The following is an 8,179-nucleotide window of genomic DNA, read 5'->3' on the forward strand; positions in this document are numbered from 1 at the left end:
GAGAGCCTTTGGTTACTGGGCTCTCGTGTCGCCCACCCCACAAGTAGTAGTAATTTATTTCTTGGAAGTCCCTTAGAGTCCGAATAAATTCAGAAGATTCAAGACAATACCTAGAGGTCCAGTTACAGTGCCTACGGTATCGCCAAAACTAGCTGCACCAGATCGGTTAACTACTACAACGTCATTATTGCGGAGTATAGGATTAGTTTGCTCGTTAATCCCAGCGGAGAAATCCATTTTTACTATACGTTTAGTGACAGAACCATTCGGGTTGAGGCGAATCAAATCAACAGCCTTACTACTAGCTCTGGCATCATTAAATCCGCCAGCAGCAAGTATAGCTTGATTTAAAGAGCTATTCGGCTGAACCTGTGTTAACCCTGGTTTTTTAACTTCACCGACCACACCAACTTGAATAAATGTAGGAGACAAAGTAGTGGTAGCTAATTGAGTGGCTTCTGCGGGGTTGATTTCAGTTGCTGTCGGAATAACAATAGTATCTCCGTCTTGCACGATGATGTCTTGATTGGCATCACCACTCTGTAATAGTTGCCAAAGATTAATATTTATAGCTTGTTCTGAGCCAGTTCTTGTTGGTCGGCGTAGCTTGAGATTACGAACATCAGCCTGTGCTGTAATTCCCCCAGCTAGTTGAATTACCCGCGTCACATTTGGTAGACCGGTGGGAGTGGCAGTGCCACTGTTAGGGGTTGCGCCCCCCTGAGCATCTGTATTACCGGTGGTGACAAGATATGAACCGGGACGGTTAACTTCACCAATAATTGTGACTGTGCGGGGTGTGGTTTGGCTGGCGGCAAAGTTAGCTGCAAATATATTGCGCGATTCTGCTACGTTGAAGTTGGTTGCAGTTGGCACAACTATGGTGTCTCCATCCCGTAAGGTAATATCCTGTGTTAATCTGCCTGTTTGGATGAGGTCCTTCAAATTGATGGTGACGGCTTGCTCTGAAGAACGTCCTATTTTACGCCGTAATTGAACTTGAGTTACATCCGCAGCTAAGGTTACACCCTGCGCTGTTGTCAATGCGGCCAATATAGTCGGATATTGTACACCTGGATTATTCCCTGCGCCTCCACTCAAGCTCAGAGTGTAAGCTCCTGGACGTGTCACCTCTCCGGCAACAAAAATATTGATGGGACGAGGCGATAACAGATTGACTGAGATTAACGGACGTTTGAGGAAGCGAGAATATCTTCTAGCAATTTCATCAGATGCCTGTTCAGCTGTTAGCCCGAGGACTGACACACTGCCAATTAAAGGTAGGTTTATAGCTCCACCTGGCGGAACTTGGTATTCACCTGTATATTCGGGGACTTCAAATACATTTACACGGATGAGATCCCCGCCTCCTAATGAATAATTAGTATCTAATTGTGTTGGTGTGCTTGGTGTTTGTGTAGTTGGTGGTAATGGTTGTCCCTGAGCTAGACTGACACATGGCACAGCGATATTGACAGCACTTAACAAAGCCACACCCACAACTGGCTGAGTTAGGAATTTAAACAAACTTGTGTTAAGCATATTTACCTGAGACTCTGAAACTACGATCAATAAAGTACTGTCTAAACATTTTTATTTTGACTATACCTAAGTATTCAAGTTCCCCGACACTCTTATTTTCCTCGAAAAGTGTGATTTTCCGGAGGAAATTTATTTATTGAATTTGAACTTTTAGTGAAGTTCACTTAAAGTTAACGCTGCGGAAATACAGGAATTATCAAAAAATATTCGATTTACCCAACTAAAGGCAGTCTATACAATAAATTGTCTATTAACCAATAAATACAAATAACCTTAAAAAGAGATCGGAATTTGATTTTATGTGGGTTGGCTTGAGAAAGATCAACTCAAAAAGGCAGGGTTTTTGGGTTTTGTTCCTCAAAGTAACCCAAAATTTCCTATTTGGCAAGAAGCAAGAAGACTAATTCAGTGAATTATTTTTTCTTTGGATTTCTTGAATAAAAAATTCTTCTAGGGAGCGACGCGACAAGCTCATGGCAATAATTTTACCATCCATGAGACGAAGACTGGCGAGGAAATCATAGTAATCATCTTGTAGTGTACCTTGCCAGGAACTATCAGGCTCAAATCTGAGAGTGGGTATCCATTTTTTGAGAATTTCCCAGTCACCACCTCGACCTTTGACATGATATGTGTTTTCGCCGCCTAAGAGTTCATTTAGGGAACCAGAGCAAACTAGTTCACCTTGAGCGAGGATGGCAATGCGATCGCAAATCTGTTCTACTTCACTAAGAATGTGGCTATTGAAAAAAATCGTCTTACCAGCTGCTTTTAGCGCCAGGATAATTTCCCGCATTTGGTAGCGTCCCACCGGATCAAGACCAGACATCGGTTCATCCAGAAAAACTAAATCTGGCTCGTTAATTAACGCCTGTGCCATACCAACACGCTGTAGCATTCCTTTAGAATAGCGGCGCAGGAGCTTTTTGCGGGCATCGGTTTGGGATAAACCCACTAATTCCAGCAGTTGGGGAATGCGTTGGCGTTGTACACTGTTGGGAATTTGGAATAGTCCAGCCGCTAGCTGCAAAAATTCCCAGCCGGTGAGATAGTCATACAAATAGGGATTTTCGGGCAGATAACCGATATGTTGCTTAACACTGCGATCGCCTATAGGCTTACCTAATAATAATCCCCGTCCAGAGGTAGGACGAATAATTCCCAGCAACAATTTTAAAAGAGTGGTTTTACCCGCACCATTTGGCCCCAGCAACCCAAAGGTTTCGCCTTTGTAAACTGTTAAAGAACAGTTTTTCAGAGATACGACTTTTTGATTTAGCCAAAAACCAGTGCGATAGACTTTTCGCAACTCAGAAGTTAGGACTACTGGTGGAGTGTCAGTCGTATTAAGTTGAGAATCAGGGTCATCTGCAAGAGACTTCATCTCGGTTCAACTACCATTTACCAGCTTGGTATTAATTACAAGTTACCCGGTAGCCTGATAATAACCATCACTACCCGCTGTGTCAATTATCTCAAACTGGGAAGTGGGAAGTGGGGAGACAAGGGAGACAAGGGAAGAATTTTTCCAATGCTCCATTTGACTCCTTTTATAGAACGCCCTTAGAACTGGGAATTACGCCAGCACGACGGGGGTCGATTTCCACCGCCAGCCGCGTTGCCCTGGCAAACGCCTTAAATGTTGCTTCAATAATGTGATGGGAATTAATGCCATCCAGTTGCCGAATGTGCAGTGTCATTTGGCTATGGTTTACTAATGCCACAAAGAATTCTCGCACTAACTGGGTGTCATAGGTTCCTACCCGTTGAGTAGGAATTTGCAAGCCGTAGCTGAGGTGAGGACGTCCAGAAAAGTCTAGCGCTACCTGAACTAAAGCTTCATCTAGTGGTGCAAGAAAATTACCAAAGCGGACAATGCCTTTTCTGTCGCCTAGTGCTTGGTTCAAAGCTTGCCCTAAGGTAATGCCTACATCTTCGTTGGTGTGATGGTCATCAATTTCCCAGTCTCCCTTGGCTTGGACATCTATATCAATCAGCCCGTGGGAGGCAATTTGATGCAACATATGATTCAAAAACGGAACACCTGTTGCTGCTGTGCAGGTTCCTCTACCATCCAGGTTGATGGTAACTTGCACATCGGTTTCACCAGTGGTGCGGTGAACAGTGGCAATCCGAGGGGTTTTAGTTGACTGATCGTAGTTTGAAGAATTAACTTTGCTAATTTCCATAGGGAAAGGGGCATAGGGCATAGGGCATGGGGAATGGAAAATGAGGAATGGGCAAGAATTTTACTAATACTCAATGCCCCATGCCCAAATTATCTTACATTCCCATAATTTCATATCCTGCATCTACATACAGAACTTGTCCGGTAATGCCACTGGACAAATCACTACACAAGAAAGCCGCAGCATTGCCCACTTCTAGCTGAGTGACGGTGCGTCGTAGGGGAGCTACTTCTTCTACATGATGAATCATATCCAATATTCCGCCGACTGCTGAAGATGCCAAGGTGCGGATGGGGCCTGCGGAAATGGCATTGACGCGGATATTTTGTGGCCCTAGTTCAGCCGCCAAGTAACGCACACTCATTTCTAACCCCGCTTTGGCAACTCCCATGACGTTATAGTTGGGGATTGCCCTGACACCGCCTAAATATGTCAGGGTGACGATACTACCTCCCTCTGTCATCAAAGGTTTTGCTGCACCACTTAACTGCACCAGCGAGTAGGTACTGATTTCTAAGGCGGTGTTGAAGCCAGAACGAGAGGTTTGGCTAAAATCTCCAGTTAAATCGTCTTTACTAGCAAAGGCCAGACAATGGATCAGGATATCTAGCTTTTCCCACTGATCGCGGATTGTCTCAAAGGTAGATTTAATTTGTTCGTCATTTTGGACATTACAGGGAAGAAATAAGCTGGGGTTGAGAGGTTCTACTAACTCCGCAACTTTTTTCTCCATCTTGCCACGTTCATCCGGCAGGTAAGTAATACCCAGGCTTGCTCCGGCTTTGTGCAGCTGTTGGGCGATGCCCCAGGCGATCGAGCGGTTATTGGCAATACCTGTAACAAGGGCATTTTTTCCAGTCAGATTTAGCATAGAAATTGTTAATGCGATCGATCATTAGGAGCATACTAGAATCTGAGGCACGTTTTGTCTTTGTTTTACACAGGATTTGCAAAAATGAATATTGGTAAGGGTGTTTGCTATGACAAAATTCTTGATTTTTCCTAAAGATTTTATCAATTTATCTTTATTTGTTCTTCAAAAAACCCTTTTGAATACAGCTATTGTAACTACTTATCAACAAGTAGTAGCTGAAAGGATCAACAATTATGTATCATTATAAACAAAGAGTTATGAAGATATTAATTTGAGTATAGGAAAGTACAGAAAGGTTGACGGTGCTTTATTCATTTTTCGGGTGTATTCTTAGGTAATCAGTTTTTGTTTTTCCGGCATTGGGTAGGGGAAGGGAGATGATCGTGACACAAGATAAAGCCCTAGCAAATGTTTTTCGTCAGATGGCGACCGGGGCGTTTCCGCCAGTTGTGGAAACGTTTGAACGCAATAAAACGATCTTTTTTCCTGGCGATCCTGCCGAACGAGTTTATTTTCTTTTGAAAGGTGCTGTTAAACTTTCCAGGGTGTACGAGGCAGGAGAGGAAATAACGGTAGCGCTGCTGCGGGAAAATAGTGTTTTTGGTGTATTGTCATTGCTGACAGGAAATAAGTCGGATCGGTTTTACCATGCGGTTGCATTTACGCCTGTGGAATTACTGTCAGCGCCAATTGAACAGGTGGAGCTAGCACTCAAGGAAAATCCAGAATTATCAATGTTAATGCTGCGAGGTCTGTCTTCGCGCATTTTACAAACGGAGATGATGATTGAAACTCTCGCTCACCGAGATATGGGTTCTAGGTTAGTAAGTTTTTTGTTGATTCTTTGTCGGGATTTTGGGGTTCCTTGTGCAGATGGAATCACTATTGATCTGAAGTTATCTCATCAAGCGATCGCAGAGGCAATTGGTTCAACTCGTGTTACCGTTACTAGGCTACTAGGAGATTTGCGGGAAAAAAATATGATTTCTATCCACAAAAAGAAGATTACTGTGCATAAACCTGTTACTTTAAGTAGGCAGTTCACATAAAAGCAATTGGAGAAAGGGGAGTCGGCACCTGTTGTGTTTTGAAAAATGACACTAATAGCTAGAGGTAAATCTAAAATTGAGTAATTTCAGCTATTGTCAATTTCCACTTCTCCACAGACAATACTTAAAAGTAGTAGGCTGTATCTGGAAGGATTTCGGTAGCTAAAGATGACCACCGGATACATCCTCATCGCAGCAATTTTAATTCTGGGAGGCGTGATAGCAACCGTGGGCGATCGCATCGGCACACGAGTTGGCAAAGCTCGCCTCTCACTTTTTAATCTTCGTCCGAAAAATACTGCTGTACTGGTAACTATTTTTACGGGTGGTTTGATTTCCGCATCAACTTTAGGGATTTTATTCGCTGCTGACGAAGGCTTGCGAAAGGGAGTTTTTGAGTTAGAGGATATTCAAACAGACCTCAGACACAAGCGGGAACAGCTAAAAATCGCAGAAACTCAGAAAAGTCAGGTAGAGAGTGAGCTAAATCTTGCAAGAATTGCCCAAGGAAAAGCACAACAAGACTTGCAAGTAATCAATCAATTCTTACAGGCGGCGAATGCCAAACAACGCCAAACACAAGCTCAGTTGAACCGCACCATTAGTCAACAAGCCCAAACTCAAACTCAACTCCAACGCACTCAAGGGCAGCTAGATCAGGTTGTAACTCAGTACCAAAAAGCCATAGCTGAATTGCAAAGCGTTTACAATCAGAGAAAGCAGCTACAGGCGGCAGTTGAGCTACTGAAAACAGAACGTCAACGGCTGTATGCTGAAGCTAAAAAAGCGATTGACGATGCCAAAACAGCTATTGAAAAACGCGATCGCGAACTTGCTAACCGTCAAGAAGGTATAGAAGTGCGCGATCAAAAAATTGCCCAACTCGATCAACTAATTCAAAAGCGTAATCTCGAAGTTGCAGCGCGAGAGCAAGTGATTGCCACACGGGAATCGCGCCTCAAAGAATTGGAAGGACAACAGGAGCAATTAGAACTGGAAGTTGCAAGGCTGGAAAAATATTATCAGTCTTACCGCGACCTGCGTCTGGGTAAGCTAGCCTTAGTTCGCGGCCAAGTTCTGTCTGCTGGTGTAGTTCGTGTTACCCAACCTGGTGCTTCTCGTCAGGCAGTCGTACAGCTTTTACAAGAAGCCAATCGCAACGCCAGTCTGGAATTAAGTGAGCCTGGTGGAAATCTGGCAAATGTAGAGCTACTGCGCGTGACCCAGGATAGGATTGAGAAATTGAGCAAGCAGATTGCCGATGGTCAAGAATACGTAATGCGAATTTTCTCGGCTGGTAATTACGTTAGGGGAGAAAAGCAGATAGAATTTTTCGCCGATACAGCGCGGAATCAATTGGTTTTTTCGGGAGGCGCAGTGCTGGCAACAACTACTACCGATTCCAAAACCATGACATCCTATCAGTTACAGCAGCGTCTAGAAATACTGATTTCTGCTTCCCAATTTCGTGCCCGTAATGCCGGAATTGTCGAAAATGTGCAAGTAGAGGGAACTTTTCTGCGTTTTGTCACCCAATTAAGACAGTATAATCAACCATTGGAAATCAAAGCGATCGCAGCAGAGGACACTTATACAGCCGGACCATTGAGAGTAAAATTAGTGGCAATAGTCAACGGACAAATCATATTTAGTACTTAAAAAATTATTTTTACACTAAGATTTAAACATATTTGAACAGCAGCTAAAATGCTTACTGTAATTGCATTTTTGAATTTTGAATTGTGAATTTATTATGACTTTCCGTGAATTTTCACCAAGGCAACCAGTGATTTTGGGATTTGATCCAGGTCGAGATAAATGTGGTTTAGCGGTGATGGGACTGGATCGGCAACTATATTATCATCAGGTTGTGCTAGCAAAAGAGGCGATCGCTACCCTTGAGACACTACGTCAAAAGTTTCCCATTTCTTTGATGGTCATGGGCGACCAAACTACAGCCAAGCAGTGGAGACAGCAATTATATCAGGAATTGACAGAACCTTTGAGTATTATTTTAGTGGATGAGCGCTACACAACTTTAGAAGCCCGCGATCGCTATTGGCAAATGTACCCACCCGAAGGGCTAATAAAGCTATTGCCAAAGGGTCTGCGACAGCCACCAAGACCAATAGATGACATTGTTGCCATTCTCTTAATCGAAAGATACTTAAATCGCCTTACTGCTGATTCAGTGAGAAGTGAAGAGTAAGGAGTGAAGAGTGAGGAATTAATATCTTCACAACTCCTAACTCCTAACTTTTAATTACGAATTACGAATTACGAATTACGAATTATTTTAAAGTTCTGCCCGAATCGTAAAAGCATAGTCTCCTCCAGGCTCTAGCTGGTAATCTTGTTGCTCCAAGAATCGACCGAGGGGTTCTTTGATTAAGGCGCGGCCTTGGGAAGGTTTGACGGCAAGTTCTCCCCGGCGAAAATGCCACTGGAAATGCCACTCAAACTCACCCGCATTCACTTCGCCTTCAAGGAAGCCATGTTGCCAGGATTGGCGGGTAATTCTGACA

General features: G+C 43.5%; 8 protein-coding genes. 3 read left to right on the plus strand and 5 right to left on the minus strand.

Annotated elements, in window-relative coordinates:
- Positions 1–72 precede the first annotated feature (72 nt).
- The 4 genes from ACYTXL_RS21685 to fabI all read right to left on the minus strand — a co-directional run bounded on the left by ACYTXL_RS21685 (position 73) and on the right by fabI (position 4,602).
- Positions 73–1,542: a polysaccharide biosynthesis/export family protein gene (locus tag ACYTXL_RS21685; RefSeq protein ID WP_461926532.1), complete on the minus strand. Its 1,470-nt coding sequence runs from the start codon at positions 1,540–1,542 to the stop codon at positions 73–75.
- 400 nt (positions 1,543–1,942) lie between these two features.
- Entirely contained in the window at positions 1,943–2,926 is a 984-nt protein-coding gene (locus ACYTXL_RS21690; protein ID WP_461926533.1) for an ABC transporter ATP-binding protein, read from the minus strand.
- Positions 2,927–3,092: 166 nt separating this feature from the next.
- Positions 3,093–3,731: an imidazoleglycerol-phosphate dehydratase HisB gene (gene hisB / locus ACYTXL_RS21695; RefSeq protein WP_461926536.1), complete on the minus strand. Its 639-nt coding sequence runs from the start codon at positions 3,729–3,731 to the stop codon at positions 3,093–3,095.
- Between the two features lie 94 nt (positions 3,732–3,825).
- Positions 3,826–4,602, minus strand: coding sequence for an enoyl-ACP reductase FabI (gene fabI / locus ACYTXL_RS21700; RefSeq protein WP_461926534.1), 777 nt, complete (start codon positions 4,600–4,602; stop codon positions 3,826–3,828).
- A gap of 380 nt (positions 4,603–4,982) precedes the next feature.
- On the opposite strand from fabI, the gene ntcA reads away from it, so the two are divergent.
- The 3 genes from ntcA (at position 4,983) to ACYTXL_RS21715 (ending at position 7,863) form a co-directional block, all read left to right on the plus strand.
- A complete protein-coding gene (ntcA, locus tag ACYTXL_RS21705; RefSeq protein ID WP_292790746.1) occupies positions 4,983–5,654 on the plus strand; it encodes a global nitrogen regulator NtcA in 672 nt (223 codons plus the stop codon).
- A 168-nt stretch (positions 5,655–5,822) separates the two neighbouring features.
- Entirely contained in the window at positions 5,823–7,313 is a 1,491-nt protein-coding gene (locus ACYTXL_RS21710) for a DUF3084 domain-containing protein (RefSeq protein WP_461921849.1), read from the plus strand.
- A 94-nt stretch (positions 7,314–7,407) separates the two neighbouring features.
- Positions 7,408–7,863 (plus strand): pre-16S rRNA-processing nuclease YqgF, encoded by a 456-nt coding sequence (locus ACYTXL_RS21715; RefSeq protein WP_461921848.1) that lies wholly within the window; start codon positions 7,408–7,410, stop codon positions 7,861–7,863.
- A gap of 87 nt (positions 7,864–7,950) precedes the next feature.
- Here ACYTXL_RS21715 and ACYTXL_RS21720 read toward each other — a convergent pair.
- Positions 7,951–8,179, minus strand: a 229-nt coding sequence (locus ACYTXL_RS21720; RefSeq protein ID WP_461926535.1) for a DUF3146 family protein, incomplete at its 5' end; no start/stop codon positions are given.

The organism is Nostoc sp. (assembly GCF_054880495.1).

What these genes read in the sequence shown, in the direction of transcription:
- ACYTXL_RS21685 (WP_461926532.1), bottom strand. Translation starts at nt 1,542, where the DNA reads ATGCTTAACACAAGTTTGTTTAAATTCCTAACTCAGCCAGTTGTGGGT.
- ACYTXL_RS21690 (WP_461926533.1), bottom strand. Translation starts at nt 2,926, where the DNA reads ATGAAGTCTCTTGCAGATGACCCTGATTCTCAACTTAATACGACTGAC.
- hisB (WP_461926536.1), bottom strand. Translation starts at nt 3,731, where the DNA reads ATGGAAATTAGCAAAGTTAATTCTTCAAACTACGATCAGTCAACTAAA.
- fabI (WP_461926534.1), bottom strand. Translation starts at nt 4,602, where the DNA reads ATGCTAAATCTGACTGGAAAAAATGCCCTTGTTACAGGTATTGCCAAT.
- ntcA (WP_292790746.1), top strand. Translation starts at nt 4,983, where the DNA reads ATGATCGTGACACAAGATAAAGCCCTAGCAAATGTTTTTCGTCAGATG.
- ACYTXL_RS21710 (WP_461921849.1), top strand. Translation starts at nt 5,823, where the DNA reads ATGACCACCGGATACATCCTCATCGCAGCAATTTTAATTCTGGGAGGC.
- ACYTXL_RS21715 (WP_461921848.1), top strand. Translation starts at nt 7,408, where the DNA reads ATGACTTTCCGTGAATTTTCACCAAGGCAACCAGTGATTTTGGGATTT.